Consider the following 17,477-nt stretch of genomic DNA (forward strand, 5'->3'; position numbering starts at 1 on the left):
GCTGCTTCAGGCTCCTCTACCGGCAGCGCCGGGTGCCGGGAAACTCTCCAGAAACAGGCGATTGAGATCGGCGACGACACGGCCGGCATGGTGCTTTTCGGCCAGGCCGAGATTGATGCGATCGGACGCGGCCTGCTGGAAGGCCATGTAGCCGTCGTGCCGTGGCCTGACCCAGGAACCTTCGAGGGTGGCGCGGGTGTTCATGTAGAAATTACCGGCGGCTGCGTTGACGGCTGCATCGTCCCAGGCTGCGGCATGGCCGGGCTGGCCGCCGGCCGCAGCATAGGGGCCGCGCTGCACGTCGCCGCTTGCGATCCAGTAAGCAAAGTCGGTGGCCGCTTGCTTGGCCTTCGAAAAGGCCGACACGGCAATGCCGGTTCCTCCGAGCGCCGAGCCGGCGGGACCGGCATCGCCCACAGCCGGGATGTCGGCGAAAGCAAGGCGGTTGGTCCGGAATCCGGCAATGGCATAGGAGACATAGCCATAGATCAGCGGCGCACAGGCGATCCGCGAGCCGGACCTGGCCATTTCCTCCAGGACGTCGATCGGGTCCATGCCAAGGCAGGCCGGATCGACGAGAGCCGCGATCTCGCGCATTATCTCGAAAACGCGGCTGCCCATGTCAGGGTTTACGTGGTCGCCAGGCTCCTCGGCGGCCGGCCGGCCGAGATTGCCGGCAAGCGTGTAGAACACCATCAGCGAATGCGGCGGCCTGAGCGGCAACAGCACACGGCCTTGTCGCGCCAACTCGAGCATCTCCGCCCAGTTCGCCGGCACGGCGGAAAGCATGTCCGGCCGCCACGCCTGCACCTGGCTCGCCGTGTCGATCGGAAGCGCCCACTGCCGGCCTTGCCAGTTGTAACTCGGATAGGAGCGGCCGACGCTCCCCGCCGCCAGCGCCGCACGTTCCGCTTCCCGGCCCACGACGTCGAGCGGCGCCAGACAATTCTCGGCGGTGATCTGGCCGACATGCGGATGATCGATGACGATCAGATCATAGGCACGGGCCAGTTCCTCGACCGGAAAGGATTCGAAATCCTGCAGCGAGCGCTTGTCCCACTCTATTGCGACGCCGGTGCGCTGCTTCCACAGCGCCGAACAGGCGACCATCGGGTCGTAGCCGCGTGGATGGCTCCAGGTCATGCCTTTGAGCGTCACGTCGCTCACAGCCCGAATTCCTTGCGAATCTTTGCGCTGTGCTCACCAATGCGCGGCGCGGCGCGCTCGACCTTCGCGCGGGCGCCATCGACCCTGAGAGGCGAGCGCGTAGTGAGGATCGAGACGTCATCCTCTCGCGTCACGGTCTGCAGCATATCGAGGACCTGGAAGCCCTCGCTGGCCATCATTTCCGGCCAGGTCAGCACCTTGGCACACCAGATGTCGGCAGGCTCGAGGATGGCAAGCCATTCCTCGACCGTCTTCGTCGCAATTTTTTGCGCGATGATCGCCTTGATCTCGTCGCGGGCCGTGAACCACGTCGACGGCTGATCGCGATAGGGCGCAAGCTCTTCGAGCCCCAGCAGATCGGCGAGCTTCGAGATCGGCGACATCGCGATCGCCAAATAGCCGTCCTTCGCCGGATAGACGCCGTAGGGCGCCGACAGATAGGCGTGGGCGCTACGGAAGGCTGATCGCCGCGGAAGGCGGCGCCCGTCATTGAGATGCGTGGTCAGCACCTCGAACTGAAAATCGACCAACGCCTCCAGCAGGCTGGTTTCGACATGGCTGCCCGTGCCGGTCACGCCGCGCCGCACCAGTGCGGCAAGGATCCCTTGCGCGGCGGCGGAGCCCGCCAGCATGTCGGCGATCGCCAGGCCGAAGGGCACCGGACCCTGGTCCTCGTCGCCGTTCAGCCACATCACGCCGGAACGGGCTTGCGCCAGCAGATCCTGCCCGGGCCGCTTGACCCACGGGCCCTCCTCGCCATAGCCGCTGATCGAGGCATAGACCAGGCGCGGATTGATCTTGCGCACCGCCTCAAAATCGAGGCCCAGTCGCTCGATGACGCCGGGCCGAAAATTCTGGATCAGCACGTCGGCCTTGGCCAGCAGGCCGCGCAGCGCCGCAAGGTCGGCCACGTCCTTGAGGTCGATGGCGAGACTTTCCTTGGCCCGGTTGATGGCATGGAAGATGGTGGAATCGCCGCCGATCTCGGTGTCGCTGAGATAAAGCCGGCGCGACAGGTCGCCGCCATTCGGCCGCTCGATCTTGATGACGCGGGCGCCGAGGTCGAGCAGCCGCAGCGAGCAGTAGGGTCCGGACAGGAACTGGCTCATGTCGACGACGACGAGCCCGGTCAGCGGCAATTCGGCAGTGGCGGCCATCGCCTATTTCTCCGTCTTCCCGGCGAAATCGGCCGGATTGCTGTACTTCACCGTCTGCAGGTGCTCGCAATAAAGCACAAGCTCTCGCCTTCCGTTTCGGCGAAAATCTGGCCCTGCACGTAAGGGTGGATATCGAGCACCAGCGCGTTGAAAAGGTGGCTATCGCCCTCGGACATCGTCCTGCGCAGCGAGCGGATTTTCTGGCCGACCGGCCAGTCTTCATAGAACCAGTTCTCCGCGTTCCAGACGGGGAGATCGGCGTGGTCCTTCGGCATGTTGGCGGGGTGTGTCGACGCCACGCCGACGGTCGGCGCAAAACCAGTCATGACAGTGTCCGCTGGAAGCAAGGATCATCCGTCCGGGCGCGCCGCGGACCGGCGAACTGCATGATGGATCCTCCCGTCAATCTTCTTTTGTGAATAATATTTTCACATATGGGGTGGTGTTGCAAGCGTGAACAGGCGAAATTTTGCTCGGGTCCGCGGCGGCCAACGCCGGCGGAACAAGGGAGGATTTTGATGCAGAATGCCTGCCTGGTTTTCGTTGGCAGCCTCCGTTGTCGAGCGTCGCCCACAAGGGCACGGGCCTGACACAGCCCGTCCCAAGAACGCCCTCATGCTCACAGCGTCACCGAGACGATCGCCGGTGGCGTGGCGATCGTCGCCGATCTCGGCATCGATCGGCTTGTCTCGTACCGCATCGGGCCTGATGGCAGTCTGACCAGACTGGCGGAGCAGGCGCTTGCGCCCGGCGCCGGCCCGCGCCATGTGGCGCTGCATCCGGGCGGGCGCTTCGTGTTCGTCATGAACGAACTGGATTCAACGATCGTGTCGCTTGCGCTCGACGATGTGCCAGGAAGGCTCTCGGTCATCGACACGAAACCGGCCGTGCCGGCCGCGGCCGCGCGACGGCAATCATTGCGCCGACATCCAGATCTCGCCCGACGGCCGCTTCCTCTATGGTTCCAACCGCGGCCATGTCAGCGTTGCGGTGTTTTCGGTTGACCAGGAAACAGGCACGCTTGCGCTAGTCGATCACACGCCCTGTGGGGGTGCCACGCCGCGCAATCTGGCGCTGACGCCCTCGGGCCGCCACCTCCTCTCCGCCAACCAAAATGCCGATCGCATCAATATTTTTGCCCGCGACGCTGCCACGGGCCGGCTGGCCGACACCGGCGATCCATCGATATCGGCACGCCCATGTGTGTGAAGATCGTGCGTTGAAAGCCATCGGTCTCGTTCCAGCAGCGAAGGGCTGCACGATCCTGTGATTTCGGCTGAGCCATCAGCGTGATAGCTTCCAGTTGTTTCCGCTGCGGAGTCGTCATGCGTACCAAGCTGCTAGAAATCACCCTTGCTATGTTGCTGCTGGCTGGCGGCGTTCCAGCCGGCCATGCGGAAGTGGCCGAGCGGCCGTCGCCTTCGGGTGGAGTTCTGTCCCTGCTTCCGCCTCCCCAGATCTCTGATCATTCGATCGTGATCGCGGGACGTACGCTGAACTATCAGGCAAAGGCCGGCACGCTCTCGTTGCTATCCGGTAAGGGCGACGTCACGGCGGAAATTTTTCATGTCGCCTACACGCTACGTCCCGAGCCAAGCCGGGAACCTGACCCTCGGCGTCCCGTTACCTTCGTATTCAATGGAGGTCCAGGAGCGGCTTCAGCCTATCTGCATCTCGGCGCGCTCGGTCCCCGCGTGATGGCGACGGCGGATAATGGAAGTTTTCTCCCATCGCCGCAGAGGCTTTTGGACAACCCGAACACATGGCTCGACATGACCGACCTGGTCTTTGTCGACCCCGTCGGAACGGGTTACAGCCGCGAAGCACCCGGGACCGAGGCGCGCAGCTTCTGGGGCGTCAACCAGGACGCCGCCTCGATGGGCGCCTTTATTCGCTTCTATCTGGCACAGGCGGGCCGCACGGCGTCACCGGTGTTTCTTGCTGGCGAAAGCTATGGCGGGTTTCGGGCTGCACTGCTCGCCAAGACGCTTCAGGATGATATCGGCGTCAGTCCTCGCGGCCTCGTGCTCATCTCTCCGGCGCTCGAATTCACGCTCGTGCGCCCAGACGAGTTCCAGCCGCTCCACTGGGCGCTTGAGCTCCCGTCGCTGGCGGCGGTGCGCCTGCGCAGCGAAGGCGTCACCGGTTCCGAGCTGCACGAGCGGTTGGCCGATGTCGAACGCTATGCCCTCGGCGACTATCTTGTCGCGCTTGCCAGCGGGCTGGAACAGGGTGGGCGCCTGGCGAGCCCGCGCGTGGCCGAAATCACCGGCCTGCCGCTCGAACTCGTCAAACGAAACTTTGCACGCATTCCCACCGAACTCTTCGCCAAGGAGTTTGCGCGCGCAAGGGGCAATGTTCTCAGCGCCTATGACGGCACGATCGAAACGGCGGACATCGCCCCGGAAAGTCCAAGGCCTCGCGGTCCTGATCCGGTCCTCGACCGAAGCGTGCCGGTGCTCACTTCCGCCTTTGTCAGCTATGTGCGTGAGGAATTGAAATTCCGCACCGAAATAAGCTACCGGCTTCTCAACCGTGAAGTCAGCGGCAATTGGGATTACGGGACGAGCCCGACGCGTCAGGGCTATGTCGGCGTGATGGATGACCTTCAGCAGGCGCGAGCGCTGAACCCCGGCCTCGGCGTTTTGATCGTTAACGGCTACACCGACCTGGTGACACCCTATTTGGCATCCCGCTACCTTGTCGGCCAGATTCCTTCGCTTCCTGGCGCAAAGCCGATCCGCATTGACCTGCTGGAAGGCGGCCACATGATGTATTTCAGGCCAGAGAGCCGGCGCGCGCTGAGAGAGGCCGCGTCCGAGCTTTATCAAGTGCCGAAATGAAACGGTTGAACCCGCGTACAATGGTCCAGATGAGGGCGTAGCCGCCTCGACGCGATAACGCAACACGAACCGGAGAGGCGAGCAACGATGACATCTCAGGATGCAGAACTGACCTGGCTCAACCCGCCACCGCATCATGCTTTTGCCGACAGCACCGTGCATGTGCGCACCGGCAAGGAAACCGATTTCTGGCGTGAGACGTTCTACGGCTTCTGGCGCGACAATGGCCACCTCCTGTACCAGCAGGTCGAGGGCGACTTCAGCGCCGAGGTCACCGTCAAGGGGGACTACAAGGTGCTCTATGATCAGGCCGGTTTGATGGTCCGGCTGAGCGAGACGCACTGGGTCAAGGCCGGCATCGAGTTCACCGACGGGCTGGCGTATTTTTCTGTCGTCGTCACCAATGATGCTTCCGACTGGTCGTTGGTCAGCATCCCGGCTGGTCCGGACGGCGTCAGGATCCGGCTGACCCGCCATGCCGAGACAATCCGTGTTCAGTATCTTGATGCCTCCGACCATCACTGGAAGCCGGTGCGGCTCGCCTATTTCCCGCCCTCGAAAACAGTCGATATCGGCATGATGTGCTGTTCGCCGCAACGTGAAGGTTTCGAAGTCACATTCAGCGATTTTTCGGTCGGCCCGGCGATCTCGAGGGAACTCCATGACTGATGCGTCCCATGGCATGCGGGCCAATCGGACTTTTACGATCTGACGGACGGTATGCCTCAGAACACGAATGGTAGGCCTGAATCGCCAATCCGCCGCACTAAATCCGTACCACACCAGAATCCGTAAGGGAGAAGCTCCATGACATCAGACGTGGCAGTTATCGCAGGAGCCGGGCTGGGGCTGAGCGCCTCGCTTGCACGTCTTCTCACCAAGGAGGGCTTTCGCGTGGTCCTAGCTGCCCGCAACCTCGGCAAGCTGAGCACGCTGGTCGACGAGACCGGCGCGCTGGCGGTCGAAACGGACGTTGCCGATGTCGCGTCGGTCGAAAACCTGTTCGACGTCGCCGACAAAGCCGGTCCTCTGTCGCTTGTGGTTTTCAACGCCAGCGGCCGCGCCCTAGGACCGATCGCCGACCTCGATCCCGAATCGGTCAAGCAGGCGTTGCTAGTCGGCGCCTATGGCGGGTTCCTGGTCGGCCAGCAGGCTGCGCGCCGGTTGCTTTCCCGCGGCTCCGGCTCGATCCTGTTCACCGGCGCCACCGCCAGCGTCAAGGGGTTTTCGGGTTCGGCCGGCTTTGCCATGCCAAAGTTCGGCCTGCGCGGACTGGCCCAATCCATGGCCCGCGAACTTGCCCCGAAAAACATCCATGTCGCGCATTTCATCGTCGACGGCGTGATCGCGCCGAACGAGCCCGGCCAGAATAGGCCCGGACAGGCCAGCGAACCCGACCGGCAGGACCGCCGGCTATCTCCAGATGCGATCGCCGAAACCTATCTCGCAATCCACCGGCAGCATCGCAGCGCCTGGACTTGGGAGCTCGAACTCAGGCCATGGCTCGAGAATTTCTGAGCGTCGGCCGCACTGCAATTCGCGTATATGATTGCCATGATGCCTTCGTGCCATGGAATACCCGTTCGGACGTTATTTGCCTGCCGGCCGCCAAACGCAGCGCTGACTTTCTTCCATTGGCGTCGAGATTGGATCGACCATTGCTTTGATCGCAACGACCTGCGTGTCACCGTAAGGCCTGATCCAAGCCTTGAGGCAGGAGGAGGTTGACCATGGCCAGGATTGTACCCGTGCTCGATCTCAGCCGTCTCGAACAGGGCGCGTCGGAGCGTCGGACCTTTCTGTTCGACCTGCGCACGGCGGCCCGCGATGTCGGCTTCTTCTATCTCAGCGGGCATGGAATTTCGGCTGTTGAGATCGACGAGGTGCTCGGCGCCTCGCGTCGGTTCTTTGCCTTGCCGGAAGCCGACAAGCTGGCCATCGAAATGGTCAAATCCCCGCAATTCCGCGGCTACACGCGCAGCGGTGGCGAACTGACCAAGGGCAAGGCCGATTGGCGCGAACAACTCGACATCGGCGTCGAGCGTCGACCCATACCACAGGGGCCGGGCATTCCTGCCTGGACGCGGCTGCAAGGGCCGAACCAATGGCCTTCGGCCCCGCCGGAACTCGAGCCGGCGCTGCTGGCATGGCAGGCCAAGGCGACGGCGGTGGCGATCCGCCTGCTGAAGGCTTTCGCGCTGTCGCTCAACCAGGCCGAGGACGCTTTCGATCCGATCTATAGCGGTGAGCCCAACCATCGCATGAAGATCGTGCGCTATCCCGGACGCGACGCAACCGGTGGTGACCAGGGCGTCGGCGCGCACAAGGACGGCGGGTTCCTGACGCTCCTGCTCCAGGACGACAACAGGGGCCTGCAGGTCGAATATGACGAAAGCTGGGTGAATGTGGATCTCATTCCCGGAACGCTGGTGGTCAACATCGGCGAGCTCCTCGAACTGGCATCGAACGGTTATCTCAGGGCGACCGTCCATCGTGTCGTCACACCGTCGGCCGGTGTCGAGCGAATATCCGTTCCTTTCTTCTTCAGCGCCCGGCTCGATGCGACGATCCCGCTGCTCACACTGCCTGAAGAACTGGCTGCCGAGGCGCGCGGACCGGCGAGCGATCCGGACAACCCGCTGTTTCGCGACGCCGGAACCAACGTGCTGAAAAGTCGCCTGCGCTCGCACCCCGACGTGGCGCGCCGATATTATGCCGAGCTCCTTGAGACGAGGGCGTCATCTGTCTGAAAACGTCAGAGCAAATAGAACAGGAATTTTCGTCATCCCGCCGGCTTTTGGAATTTTGTTCGTCGCCAACACGCCCAAACAAGCTCAAACAGGTAAGACCGTTCGACGGTTTCCTCCCATTCCGGTGAACGGCGTTCCCCCTCTGAAGGTTGTAACCTTCATTTTGGCCGGGCCGATTCGAGCCCGGCCTTTTTTCCGCGCTCTCTTGGCGAATGCGTCAGGGCCGATTCTTCAAAAATTAGCTTCCCGCCAACGACAATCCACGGGCGCGTTCGCACAGCAGGGCAAGCAACTCGCTGCGCCGCGTTTCCGCTGTGTCGACTGGCAATACGAAGCAAAGGGTCTTGTTGATGGCGCCGTGGCCATCGCGGATAGGCGCGGCCATGCACCACGTGAAGCGGTCGGCCAGAGCAGCGGTCTCGCTGAAACCTTGCTGGCGGGCCAGGGCGACATCGCTGAAGAATTCGGCTGGCGCAATGACGCGGCCGTCAGGCAGCTTGTAGTCGCCAGGCGGGATGAAGTCCTTCACCTCTTCCTCACTCATATGGCCAAGCAAGAGCCGCCCGGATGCCGTCCACGGGATCGGCACCTCGACCCCGACATCGCTTGAAATCCGGAAAGGGCCGGAAGAGTCACGACAATCGAGAACGATGTATTTGTTCCCGCGCAGGCCGCACAGCTGCACGGTCTCGCCTGTCTCAGCGGCCATCTTGTCCAGCGTCTCGATGATGCGCCGGTAGTGGGCGTTGTGATGCGAGTAGGCCCAGCCGAACAGATGCATAGCCCGCCCGAAATAGACGTAGCCTTCCGTCCCGACATTTTCGAGCATTTCGGCTTCGAGCAGGCTGTTGACGATTTCGTAGGTGGTCGAACGCGGTGCGCCGATCATCTTGGCGATGTCGCCAACGCGCATCGGCGCGCGGTGTCGTAAAAGCGCTTCCAGCAGCATGATGACGCGGTCGATGCCGCGGCGCCGTTCGCCATTACGCCGCTGGGCGCCGGCTTCCGTTTCGATCAGACCAGTGGCGCTATCGCTCATGTCGGCCGCATCCGCGTAAAAATCAATTCGGCCCTCGTCTCAAGACGCTTGAAAGATGTCAAGGCTCAGTCTAGCATCCGATTTGTCCGATATACAGACATGCTGTCTGAAATATCAGACAATAACGAGCCAGGCGCAGAAAATTCTGACGAAAAAACAGGCGGTTTCCGGATGCGGCAACCGGCGAGCTTTTTCGTCCGGACCCCGCACGTCCAGGCCTAACCTCAGAAGGGAACAATCATGACGAAATTGTCGTTTTTCGCATCCGCCAGCGCCCTTTGCTTCGGTCTCCTCCTGAGCCTCGGCGCCGGCTCGCAGGCCAATGCGGCCGCCAAATGCATCAAGGGCGACCGCAAGGCGCCGTACACGATCGGCTGGGCCAACATTTATTCAGTGCCGACCTGGATGAAGCAGACACAGGGCACTATCGAAGCCGAAGTCGAGGCGTTGAAGAAGCAAGGACTGGTCGACAAGCTTGTCGTGACCGACGCCCAGGGTGACGCCAACGTTCAGATCCAGCAGATCCAGTCGATGATCGATTCCGACGTCGACGCCATCATCCTGATTGCCGGCTCGTCGACCGCGCCGGCGCGTGTGCTGGCGGACGCTTGCGCCAAGGGCATCGCCATCATCAACTTCGATAGCCTCGTCGACACCGACCAGGTGACCGCCAAGGTCAACACCGATTCCGCCCAGTGGGGCGATCAGGCGGCCAAGTTCCTGATCGACGCGATCGGCGGCAAGGGCAAGATTCTGATCCTCAACGGCCCGGCCGGCGTTTCGGTTAGCGACGATCGGCGCAAAGGCGCTGACGCGGCGCTTAAGGCCCATCCTGACGTGACGGTCCTTGCCGAGACCAACACGCCCTACAACGTCGCGCCTGCACAGGAAGCCGTCACCAGCCTGCTGTTCGCCAATTCCGAGATCGACGGAATTCTGTCGCTCGGCGGCGCCTTGTCGGCGGGTGCGGTACTCGCCCTCGACAAGCAGGGCCGCGAACAGGTGCCGATCACCGGCGAGAATGCCCGTCAGTTTCTCGAACTCTGGAAGGAAAAGGACCTCAAGAGCTGGGCGACTATGCAGCCGAACTGGCTCGGCGCCTTCGCCGCCTACACCGCCGTCCAGGCGCTGGAGGGCAAGGACGTGCCGGCTTTCGTCAAGATCCCGCTGCCGGTGATCGACAATTCCAACATCGATCAGTACCTCGGCCGGGCGGCCGATTTTCCGGCCGACGGCTACATCTATTCGCCCTACGACGAGGAGCTGTTCAAGAAGCTGCTGGCTGAACAATAAGCCTGAAAGGTCGCAGAAATTGGTGGCCACGGCTCCGCTTCTTGCCGCGCGGGGGGTGTCGAAGTCCTTCTTCGGCAACCCCGTCCTGCACGACGTGTCCATCGCTCTCCAGCCGGGCCGCGTGCATGCGCTGCTCGGCGAGAACGGCGCCGGAAAGTCGACGCTGATCAACCTCTTGTCCGGTGCCTTGCGCCCGGACGGGGGGTCGATCGAGGTCGATGGCCGCCCGGTGTCGCGCATGACTCCCGCCTATGCGCAACAGGCGGGGATCGCGGTTGTCCAGCAGGAACTCAGCCTGACGGCCAGCCTCTCCATCGCCGAGAACATCGGCCTTGGCGCCTATCCGCGCCGGTTCGGTTTGCTCGACTATCCCGAACTCGCCGTGCGGGCCAGGGCAGCATGCGATCTTGTCGGGCTTCACGAACCGCTCTCGATACCGGTCGGACATTTGTCGCTTGGCCGCCGGCAGATGGTGGAAATAGCCAAGGCGCTTTACCGCCGGCCGCGCGTGCTCATTCTCGACGAACCCACTTCGTCGCTTTCGGCAACCGAAACGAAAGTCCTGACGCAGTTGCTGGAGAGGCTGCGCGGCGAGGGCATCGCTATTCTCTACATTTCGCACCGGCTGAACGAAGTCATGGCGCTGTGCCAGCATGTCACTGTCCTGAAGGACGGCACCTGCACGGCGGACCGCACGCTGGAAGGAACCGACGCCAGCGGACTGGTACGGCTGATGGTCGGCCGCGATCCCGGCGACCTCTTTCCGCATTGGCAGCCTTCGGCATCGGCTGCCAGCGCCATCTCGGTTCGCAATTTTTCGGCCGGCCTGATGCGCGATGTCGATCTCGACATCAGGACGGGCGAGGTGCTCGGCATCGGAGGCCTGGTTGGGCAAGGGCAAGAAGATTTGCTGCTCGGCCTCTACGGTGCCATTCCGGCGAGGACAGCATCCGCGACCGTCAACGGTGCTTCGGGTCTGCCCGCCGGTGTGCCGAAGGCCAACGCGCTTGGCCTCGCCTATGTCCCGGCCGACCGCAAGCGCGAAGGCCTGCACCTGATCCATTCCATCATCACCAACATGATGCTGCCCGCTTTCGCAAGACTGCCGGCGCTGAAGCTGCGCAGCCGCCGTGCCGAGCGTGAGACGGCAAGAGGTCTCGCCGTCCAGCTTGCCATAAAGGGCGACCTCGGCCGGCCGGCACAGGCCCTGTCGGGCGGCAACCAGCAGAAGGTCGCGCTGGCGAAATGGATGCCGCACGACCCGCTTGTGCTTCTCCTCAATGACCCGACACGCGGCGTCGATGTCGAGACCAAGCGCGAAATCTATATGATGCTTCGCAACTTCGCCGCCGCCGGCAAGGCGGTCGTGCTGCTCAGTTCCGACACACCCGAACTGGTGCACCTTTGCGACCGCGTTGCGGTCGTCCGGGAGGGCCACATCGTGGCCATGCTCGAGCGCGGCGCACTGAGCGAGGAAGCGATCGTTTCCGCCGCGATGGGCGCCGAACAGCGCAAGGTGGCGGCATGAGTACGGTGGGCTCCTCAAGGCAAACCGGCGCTCTCTACTGGCCGGTTCAGCTGCGCCGCAATGTTGGCGTGCGGGGCCTGTTCGCCGTGGTCATGGCATTCCTCGTCGCCTATGGCGTCCTCTTTCCCGGCCTCTTGACCGGTTCCGGCTTCGCCAAATTCACCCAGAGCTGGTTTCCGCTGGCGCTGGTCGCCATGGCCCAGGCGATCCTCATGCTTACCGGCGGCATCAGCCTAGCCATCGGCGCAATGGTCAGCCTGGGCGCGGTGATCGCCGCGACGATAATGACTGGGCCGCTGGGCGTAGCCGGCGGTGCCGCTGCGGTGGCGCTCACCGGTCTCGGCATCGGTGCCGCGACCGGGTTGATCGTCGTAAAACTTCGGTTGCCGGCGATCGTGGTGACGCTCGCCGGCTCCTTCATCATCGGCGGTGCTGCGCTGCTCATCCTGCCGAGACCCGGCGGCGCCATTCCGGAGTGGCTGTCGGACCTGCTTGCCGGCAACACGCCCGCGGCCTTCGTGCTGCTGGTGCTCATCGTCCTTCTGTGGAAGCTCTATCTCGCCACGCCGCTTGGTTTGAGCCTCTATGCCGCCGGCGAGAATCCGGTCGGCGCCTACCGCTCCGGCGTGCCGGTCGACGGTGCCCGGATCGCCGCCTACGCGATCAGCGGTCTGCTTTGCACAGGCGCCGGCCTGTTAGTCGCCGCGCAAACGGGTTCGGGCGATCCGGTCATCGGCACGGCGTTCACGCTGAATTCCATCGCCGCCGCCGTGCTCGGCGGCATCGGTTTCCTCGGCGGGCAAGGCACGATGCGCGGCGCTCTTGCCGGCAGCCTGCTGCTCAGCCTGATGATCAGTGTCATGTTCTTCCTCGGCTTCACGCCGGTCGCCCAGTATGTCGCCCAGGGCCTCATCATCATCGGGGCGGTCGCCATCCCGCAATTCCGCAAGGTGCAGCAATGACAGCATGGAAAGAGACCGTTGGCGGCAGACGCGCCCTGACAATCCTGCGCAGCCGGCCCTTCCTCACGGTCGCCATCGTAGCAGGGGTGTGGATCGCGGCGAGCTTCGCGTCGCGTGGCTTCGGCGCCTATGGCCATTTGCGCTATCTGGTCGAACTGGCCGCGGTCATCGGCCTGGTTGCGGCGGGCCAGACCTTTGTAGTTATCGCCGGCGGCATCGACCTTTCCGTCGCGGCGATCGTCACAGTGAGCGCCGTCAGCCTGCCGCTGCTGCCGTGGCAGGCGGATCCGACCGGGCTCACCGCCGTCCTTGCCGTCCTTGCGTTGACGACGACCATCGGTCTGGTGAACGGGCTAGGCGTGGCGCTGTTGCGCGTTCATCCGATGATCATGACCCTGGCAATGGCGACATTCCTGCAGGGTCTGCTGATCATCATCGCCGGCGGCAGCGCCGTGACCGCCGAAAACCCGCTGGTTCGATGGCTCGGCAATGCGCGGCCGGCCGGTATTCCCGCAGGTGTGCTCTTGTGGTTGGCCGTCTCCGTGATCGTACTGACCGCAATGCATGCCACATCCTTTGGAGCACGGCTCTTCGCCATGGGCGCCAACCCACTCGCCGCGGCACTCTCCGGCGTTCCCGTCGCCTCGACCACCCTGGCGGTCTACGGCATCAGCGGCTTCACTTCAGGGCTTGCGGGCGTGCTGGTGCTCGGCATGAACGGACAGGGCTATGTCGGGATCGGCGATCCCTATCTCCTCGCCTCGATTGCCGCCGTGGTTCTCGGCGGCACCTCGATCCTTGGCGGGCTCGGCACCTATGCCGGCACCGTCCCCGGCGCCATCCTGCTGGTCACAATCACGGCTCTGATCACCGTCGTCAACGCATCGCCCGGCTGGCGCAGCATTCTGTTCGGTTCGCTGATCCTTGGGCTGCTGCTTCTCTCAGGCAGGGAGCAGGCCCGCCGATGACATACCGTCCAGCCGGTAGATGCGCCTTGCATTGCCGAAGAACAGCGCCGTCTGCTCGTCTGCGGAAAGCTCGCAGGCAATGGCCTTGAAGCTGTCATATACCGCATCGAACGACGCGTGCAGACCGGCCACCGGGAAGTCACTGCCGAACATCGCGCGCCGCGTGCCGAAACAGTCTATGCAATGCATGACAACCGGCTTCAGGCTGTCGAGCGTCCAGTCATGATCGTAGGCGACCAGATCCGATATCTTGATGGCGACGTTGTCACACTGGGACAAACGCCGAACTCCTTCGCGCCACGCCCGCATTCCGTCGGAATCGCGATCGATCGGGCTGCCGCAGTGGTTGAGGACAAAGAACTGGTCCGGATAGGCCGCTGCAAGGCGCGCCGAACCGGCGAGCTGGCGCGGAAACACCATCAGATCGAAAACCAGCCGATGGCCGGCAAGCAGGGACAGGCCGGCCCGCCAGCCCGGATCGTCCATGATGCCGTCACGGGCAGCGAAACGGCGGGCAGGGTCAGGATCCCAGCTCAGTATGTCGCGCACGCCGACGACACGGTCGAATGCCGCCTGCGCCTCGACCAGTGCCGGCGCATGGCGGTTCGCCAGCGGGACGTGAACGACGTAGCGGGCGGCCACGCCACGCGACTTGTCGAGCGTTTCAAGCCACCGCGTTTCGCCGACGCAGTCATCCCCGGCCCAACCGGCTTCGACATGGATGGTGGCGACGACATTGTGCCGGCTGGCGTCGCGCGAATAATCCTCTGGAAGATAGTTTCGCCGCAAGGGGCCAACCTCGCCCAGGCCGCCGCGTTCGCCAGCCGTTGTAGCGAGCCAGGGGTGCCGGCCGAGGCCGAGATCCCAAAGATGATGGTGGGCATCGATGATCGGTCCGGAGTAAAGCTTTGGCACGCATCTCTCTCATGCTGTGGCCGGCATCGGAAATCGATCCGGACTTCATCCTGCGAACGCGAAAGGACTAGCATCGGATGACCGAAAACTCACCCGTACTGTCGCTCGCGACCCGTGAAAAGTTCCTGCTTGATGATTGCATCCGCGGCGTGCCGCCCGGCACCTTCGGGCTGGACAGCAGCCTTGTCGCATCTGAGCGCTGGCATCCGGCTGATGGGCGCATGTCGCTGCCGGTGCTGACCCTCGACGAGGAGGCCTTCATCGCCAATCGTGACCTGTTTCTGCGCTATGCAGGTGAACATGGTGCCATGATCGCGCCGCATGCCAAGACCCCGATGGCGCCGGACCTTGCTCGATCGTTGGTAGAGGCCGGAGCATGGGGCACGACCGTCGCGGATATCAGACAAGCCGCGGTGATGCTCAGGGCCGGCCTCACACGGCTGATCATCGCCAACGAGGTTGGTGGATCAGGCGGTGCGAACCGGCTCGCCGCGCTGGTTGGCGCCTGGCCAAGCGTCGAGCTCTTCGTCTTCGCCGACTCTGCCGTCGCCGTGAATGCGCTCGCCGAAGCCTGGCGGTCCAATGCGATGCTGCCGCCGTTGCGCGTGCTCGTCGAACTCGGTGCGGGGAGGGCAGGCGCGCGGACTACTGGCGAAGTTGAGGCGATCGCCGATGCAGTTGATGCAGCCGGCGGACGACTGCTGATTGCCGGTGTCGCAACCTACGAAGGTGCCGCGGCGCAACCCGACTCCGGCCGCGCCGAGGAGGTGATCTCCGATTTGTTGGCGATGACCGCCGACATGTTGCTGCGGCTTCGCGCCCGCGTCGGCGGCGCTGCGCCGCTGGTCGTCACGGCCGGCGGCTCGGTGTTCTTCGACAAAGTGGTCGCCGCGCTTTCGCCCGCCGTTTCCAGGGACGGCAATGCGACGCTGGTGTTGCGCAGCGGCGCCATCTTCTTCCACGACCATGGCATCTATCATCGCTCGCTTAGCGCACTCGATGCTCGCAAGGGCTTTGCAGTCGGCGGCGTTGGTGTTTCCGCACGAAACTCGTTTCGTCCGGCTTTGCGCCTATGGGCCGAAGTGCTGTCGCGGCCGGAGCCCGGCCTCGCGATATGCGGCATGGGTATGCGCGACGTGTCGTTCGATCAGGGGTTTCCGATGGTGCTCGCGGTCTTCCGGGCCGGCAAGCCGCTGCCGGTACCGCACGCCGAGGTCTTCAAGCTCAACGACCAGCACGCCTTCCTGTCGATTGCACCCAGCGACGACATTGCCGTTGGCGACATCATTGAATTCGGCATCTCCCATCCCTGCACCTGCCTCGATCGCTATCGCGTGATCTTCGGCGTCGACGCGGCCGGCCATGTCCGCCACGCCTTTCCCACCTATTTCGGCTGACCGGATCTTGCGGCGGCCCCAAGAGAACCTCGAAAGGATCCAATATGATCAAGTATTTCCAGTCCGGCTCCCGCATGTCGCAGGCGGTCGTCTATGGTGGCCTCGTCCACATCGCAGGCCAAGTGGCTGACAATCGCAAGGCCGGTATCGAAGGCCAGACCAGCGATGTGCTCTCAAAGATCGAGGCGCTCTTAGTCGAGGCCGGCAGCAGCAAGTCGAAGCTTGTGGCGGTCAACATCTTCCTGCCGCAGATCGGCGACTTCGACGCCATGAACAGCATCTACGATGCCTGGGTGGATCCTCAACGCCTGCCGGCGCGGGCCTGCGTCGAGGCCCGTCTCGCCGACCCCGATCTCCGTATCGAGGTCACCGCGGTTGCCGCCGTCTGAGTTGCCGCCATGCACACCGGCCTCGCCCATACGCTCGACTTCGACCGGGACGGCAAGACATCAGGCCATCTCAGCATTCCCTTCTCGATAGACCGTTCGCCCTATTTCCAGGTCAAAGTCCCGATCTGCCTCATTCGCAACGGCGAAGGTCCGTCACTGCTTCTGATGGCCGGCAATCACGGCGACGAATATGAGGGCGAGCTGTCGCTGGCAAAGCTGATCCGCCGGCTCGATCCTAAGCGGATCAAGGGCCGTGTCACCATTCTGCCGATGGCGAACGCACCGGCGGTCATGGCCGCCAAACGCTGTTCGCCGCTTGACGGCGGCAATCTCAACCGCGCCTTTCCCGGCGATCCGTTGGGCACCCCGACAAGCCGGCTTGCCAATTTCCTGGAGACGGAACTGTTTCCCCGCCACGACGTCATCTTCGATATTCATTCGGGCGGCACCTCGATGGAGCATCTTCCCACGGCGCTTGTCGAGCGCAATACCGATCCCGACCGGCAGGGGCGCGGGGTTGAACTGATGCGGGCGCTCGGCATGCCGTATGGGTTCGTGGCCGACAATGGCCGGGCCTCGCCGACCTCCATGGGCGCAGCCCGCCGGGCCGGTGCCATTGGCGTCAGCGGCGAGTTCGGCGGCGGCGGCACCGCCACAGTCGACACGATGGCGATTACCGCTCGCGCGATCGACAGTCTGATGATTACCCTCGGCGTGGTCGAAGCGCCGGTCCTTGCGCCTGAGTCAAAGCCTACGGCGCCGACGCGACTGCTCTCGCTTTCCCGGCACAGTCAGGGCCTGTACGCCACCCGCCGCGGCTGGTTCGAACCCGCCGTCAGGCTCGGCGACGGCGTGGCCGCCGGACAATTGGCCGGCTGGTATCACGACCTCGAACGGCTCGATCTTGCCGAGGAAGCCCTGCATTTCGCCGAAAGCGGTATCGTACTTTCGCGCCGGCTGCACACGATGTGCGAGGCGGGAGACTGCCTCTTGCAAGTCGCCGAACCGGTGGAAGGCTGACGGGAGCCCAATCGGCGTCTTCACGGCGCCATTGCAGAAAACTGAGGAT

The 17,477-nt window shown here is 63.6% G+C and carries 17 protein-coding genes and 1 pseudogene; 13 read left to right on the forward strand and 5 right to left on the reverse strand.

Annotation, left to right across the window (positions count from 1 at the left end; translation table 11 throughout):
• Positions 1-6 precede the first annotated feature (6 nt).
• From ACWTU7_RS14795 to ACWTU7_RS14805, 3 genes and pseudogenes are all read right to left on the reverse strand, one after another.
• Positions 7-1,143 (reverse strand): extracellular solute-binding protein, encoded by a 1,137-nt coding sequence (locus tag ACWTU7_RS14795; protein WP_455839031.1) that lies wholly within the window; start codon positions 1,141-1,143, stop codon positions 7-9.
• 20 nt (positions 1,144-1,163) lie between these two features.
• Complete coding sequence (locus ACWTU7_RS14800; protein ID WP_455838935.1) at positions 1,164-2,324, reverse strand: CaiB/BaiF CoA transferase family protein; 1,161 nt, start codon at positions 2,322-2,324, stop codon at positions 1,164-1,166.
• A gap of 3 nt (positions 2,325-2,327) precedes the next feature.
• Positions 2,328-2,650: pseudogene (locus tag ACWTU7_RS14805) on the reverse strand (hypothetical protein).
• Between the two features lie 324 nt (positions 2,651-2,974).
• Here ACWTU7_RS14805 and ACWTU7_RS14810 point away from each other — a divergent pair.
• From ACWTU7_RS14810 to ACWTU7_RS14835, 6 genes are all read left to right on the forward strand, one after another.
• Positions 2,975-3,328, forward strand: coding sequence for a lactonase family protein (locus tag ACWTU7_RS14810; protein WP_455838936.1), 354 nt, complete (start codon positions 2,975-2,977; stop codon positions 3,326-3,328).
• Positions 3,258-3,533 (forward strand): lactonase family protein, encoded by a 276-nt coding sequence (locus tag ACWTU7_RS14815; protein ID WP_455839032.1) that lies wholly within the window; start codon positions 3,258-3,260, stop codon positions 3,531-3,533. The genes ACWTU7_RS14810 and ACWTU7_RS14815 overlap by 71 nt, the downstream gene beginning before the upstream one ends.
• Positions 3,534-3,649: 116 nt before the next feature.
• Positions 3,650-5,167, forward strand: a complete 1,518-nt coding sequence (locus tag ACWTU7_RS14820) for a S10 family peptidase (protein WP_455838937.1) — start codon at positions 3,650-3,652, stop codon at positions 5,165-5,167.
• A gap of 87 nt (positions 5,168-5,254) precedes the next feature.
• Complete coding sequence (locus ACWTU7_RS14825; RefSeq protein WP_029355116.1) at positions 5,255-5,836, forward strand: DUF1349 domain-containing protein; 582 nt, start codon at positions 5,255-5,257, stop codon at positions 5,834-5,836.
• 138 nt (positions 5,837-5,974) lie between these two features.
• Positions 5,975-6,685, forward strand: coding sequence for an SDR family NAD(P)-dependent oxidoreductase (locus ACWTU7_RS14830; protein ID WP_455838938.1), 711 nt, complete (start codon positions 5,975-5,977; stop codon positions 6,683-6,685).
• Positions 6,686-6,897: 212 nt separating this feature from the next.
• Positions 6,898-7,917, forward strand: a complete 1,020-nt coding sequence (locus tag ACWTU7_RS14835) for an isopenicillin N synthase family dioxygenase (RefSeq protein WP_455838939.1) — start codon at positions 6,898-6,900, stop codon at positions 7,915-7,917.
• 238 nt (positions 7,918-8,155) lie between these two features.
• On the opposite strand, the gene ACWTU7_RS14840 is transcribed toward ACWTU7_RS14835, so the two are convergent.
• Positions 8,156-8,956 carry an IclR family transcriptional regulator gene (locus tag ACWTU7_RS14840; RefSeq protein ID WP_455838940.1) on the reverse strand — a complete coding sequence of 267 codons (801 nt, stop codon included), beginning with the start codon at positions 8,954-8,956 and terminating at the stop codon, positions 8,156-8,158.
• Positions 8,957-9,196: 240 nt separating this feature from the next.
• On the opposite strand from ACWTU7_RS14840, the gene ACWTU7_RS14845 reads away from it, so the two are divergent.
• From ACWTU7_RS14845 to ACWTU7_RS14860, 4 genes are read left to right on the forward strand one after another with little or no spacing between them, the layout of a single operon-like run.
• Positions 9,197-10,249 (forward strand): substrate-binding domain-containing protein, encoded by a 1,053-nt coding sequence (locus ACWTU7_RS14845; protein WP_455838941.1) that lies wholly within the window; start codon positions 9,197-9,199, stop codon positions 10,247-10,249.
• A 19-nt stretch (positions 10,250-10,268) separates the two neighbouring features.
• Entirely contained in the window at positions 10,269-11,777 is a 1,509-nt protein-coding gene (locus ACWTU7_RS14850) for a sugar ABC transporter ATP-binding protein (protein WP_455838942.1), read from the forward strand.
• The gene (locus ACWTU7_RS14855) at positions 11,774-12,739 is read left to right on the forward strand and encodes an ABC transporter permease (RefSeq protein WP_455838943.1); all 966 of its coding nucleotides are present in this window, start codon (positions 11,774-11,776) and stop codon (positions 12,737-12,739) included. Before ACWTU7_RS14850 ends, ACWTU7_RS14855 begins: the two co-directional genes overlap by 4 nt.
• Positions 12,736-13,707 (forward strand): ABC transporter permease, encoded by a 972-nt coding sequence (locus tag ACWTU7_RS14860; RefSeq protein WP_455838944.1) that lies wholly within the window; start codon positions 12,736-12,738, stop codon positions 13,705-13,707. Before ACWTU7_RS14855 ends, ACWTU7_RS14860 begins: the two co-directional genes overlap by 4 nt.
• Here ACWTU7_RS14860 and ACWTU7_RS14865 read toward each other — a convergent pair.
• Positions 13,681-14,622 (reverse strand): amidohydrolase family protein, encoded by a 942-nt coding sequence (locus tag ACWTU7_RS14865; RefSeq protein WP_455838945.1) that lies wholly within the window; start codon positions 14,620-14,622, stop codon positions 13,681-13,683. The two genes, ACWTU7_RS14860 and ACWTU7_RS14865, sit on opposite strands and share 27 nt — an antisense overlap.
• Positions 14,623-14,699: 77 nt before the next feature.
• Between ACWTU7_RS14865 and ACWTU7_RS14870 the strand changes: the two genes are divergently transcribed.
• Genes ACWTU7_RS14870 through ACWTU7_RS14880 form a run of 3 tightly spaced genes read left to right on the forward strand, consistent with a single transcriptional unit; the run spans position 14,700 to position 17,428 of the window.
• Positions 14,700-16,019, forward strand: coding sequence for an alanine racemase (locus ACWTU7_RS14870; protein ID WP_455838946.1), 1,320 nt, complete (start codon positions 14,700-14,702; stop codon positions 16,017-16,019).
• Positions 16,020-16,063: 44 nt separating this feature from the next.
• The gene (locus tag ACWTU7_RS14875) at positions 16,064-16,408 is read left to right on the forward strand and encodes a RidA family protein (RefSeq protein WP_036267438.1); all 345 of its coding nucleotides are present in this window, start codon (positions 16,064-16,066) and stop codon (positions 16,406-16,408) included.
• A gap of 9 nt (positions 16,409-16,417) precedes the next feature.
• Positions 16,418-17,428 carry a succinylglutamate desuccinylase/aspartoacylase family protein gene (locus tag ACWTU7_RS14880; RefSeq protein ID WP_455838947.1) on the forward strand — a complete coding sequence of 337 codons (1,011 nt, stop codon included), beginning with the start codon at positions 16,418-16,420 and terminating at the stop codon, positions 17,426-17,428.
• Positions 17,429-17,477 lie beyond the last annotated feature (49 nt).

This window comes from Mesorhizobium sp. BHscii (assembly GCF_053848065.1).

Bases quoted from the DNA above. Each gene is read 5' to 3' on its own strand.
- ACWTU7_RS14795 (WP_455839031.1), bottom strand. From the start codon at position 1,143: ATGACCTGGAGCCATCCACGCGGCTACGACCCGATGGTCGCCTGTTCG.
- ACWTU7_RS14800 (WP_455838935.1), bottom strand. From the start codon at position 2,324: ATGGCCGCCACTGCCGAATTGCCGCTGACCGGGCTCGTCGTCGTCGAC.
- ACWTU7_RS14820 (WP_455838937.1), top strand. From the start codon at position 3,650: ATGCGTACCAAGCTGCTAGAAATCACCCTTGCTATGTTGCTGCTGGCT.
- ACWTU7_RS14825 (WP_029355116.1), top strand. From the start codon at position 5,255: ATGACATCTCAGGATGCAGAACTGACCTGGCTCAACCCGCCACCGCAT.
- ACWTU7_RS14830 (WP_455838938.1), top strand. From the start codon at position 5,975: ATGACATCAGACGTGGCAGTTATCGCAGGAGCCGGGCTGGGGCTGAGC.
- ACWTU7_RS14835 (WP_455838939.1), top strand. From the start codon at position 6,898: ATGGCCAGGATTGTACCCGTGCTCGATCTCAGCCGTCTCGAACAGGGC.
- ACWTU7_RS14840 (WP_455838940.1), bottom strand. From the start codon at position 8,956: ATGAGCGATAGCGCCACTGGTCTGATCGAAACGGAAGCCGGCGCCCAG.
- ACWTU7_RS14845 (WP_455838941.1), top strand. From the start codon at position 9,197: ATGACGAAATTGTCGTTTTTCGCATCCGCCAGCGCCCTTTGCTTCGGT.
- ACWTU7_RS14855 (WP_455838943.1), top strand. From the start codon at position 11,774: ATGAGTACGGTGGGCTCCTCAAGGCAAACCGGCGCTCTCTACTGGCCG.
- ACWTU7_RS14860 (WP_455838944.1), top strand. From the start codon at position 12,736: ATGACAGCATGGAAAGAGACCGTTGGCGGCAGACGCGCCCTGACAATC.
- ACWTU7_RS14870 (WP_455838946.1), top strand. From the start codon at position 14,700: ATGACCGAAAACTCACCCGTACTGTCGCTCGCGACCCGTGAAAAGTTC.
- ACWTU7_RS14875 (WP_036267438.1), top strand. From the start codon at position 16,064: ATGATCAAGTATTTCCAGTCCGGCTCCCGCATGTCGCAGGCGGTCGTC.
- ACWTU7_RS14880 (WP_455838947.1), top strand. From the start codon at position 16,418: ATGCACACCGGCCTCGCCCATACGCTCGACTTCGACCGGGACGGCAAG.